This is a genomic window from Bartonella capreoli (assembly GCF_902813205.1).
GTDB lineage: Bacteria > Pseudomonadota > Alphaproteobacteria > Rhizobiales > Rhizobiaceae > Bartonella > Bartonella schoenbuchensis.
Map to the genome: position 1 here is coordinate 1 of NZ_CADDZX010000087.1, position 656 is coordinate 656.

The 656-nt window shown below is 38.9% G+C and carries 2 protein-coding genes; both read right to left on the reverse strand.

Features of this window, described 5'->3' with window-relative positions:
* On the reverse strand, window positions 1-228 hold a 228-nt coding region (gene rplN / locus J7R05_RS07450), incomplete at its 3' end, for a 50S ribosomal protein L14 (RefSeq protein WP_208541787.1).
* A 147-nt stretch (window positions 229-375) separates the two neighbouring features.
* Complete coding sequence (gene rpsQ, locus J7R05_RS07455) at window positions 376-615, reverse strand: 30S ribosomal protein S17 (protein WP_208541788.1); 240 nt, start codon at window positions 613-615, stop codon at window positions 376-378.
* Between the last annotated feature and the right edge of the window lie 41 nt (window positions 616-656).

Genomic DNA, 656 nt, shown 5'->3' on the forward strand with positions numbered 1-656 from the left:
AACACTACCATCTGTGCGACGAATATCTTTAGCAGTACGAACAACTACAGCTTTCATCACATCACCTTTTTTAACACGACCGCGAGGAATAGCATCTTTGACCGAAACAACAATAATGTCACCGACTGAAGCATATTTCCGCTTTGAACCGCCCAATACTTTGATGCACATGACACGACGGGCACCAGAATTATCGGCAACATCGAGGTTTGTTTGCATCTGAATCATAACTGGCCACCTTCTCTTAACGCTTACATCCGGTCGTGTCTTTGACACATCCGGATTTGTCTGCCAAATAACGATAAAGCTATTGTTCTCAAATCTACCAATAGAAACAAAATCATTATTAAACTTTAAAACAATAAACTTACTTAACTATGTTACACTGCCTTTAACAACAATCCAACGTTTATCTTTCGAAATTGGTCTAGATTCCTGAATAGAAATTTGATCCCCAATCTTAAACTGATTATTCTCGTCATGCGCTTTATACTTTTTAGACTGCCGAACGGTTTTCTTGAGAAGTGGATGAGAATAACGACGCTCCAATTTAACAACCACAGTCTTATCACTTTTGTCGCTAACGCCAACACCCTGCAAAATGCGTTTAGGCATCTCTGATTTCCTTAAACTTACTTTCATTTATCTTCTGACGA

Bases quoted from the DNA above. Each gene is read 5' to 3' on its own strand.
- rpsQ (WP_208541788.1), bottom strand. From the start codon at position 615: ATGCCTAAACGCATTTTGCAGGGTGTTGGCGTTAGCGACAAAAGTGAT.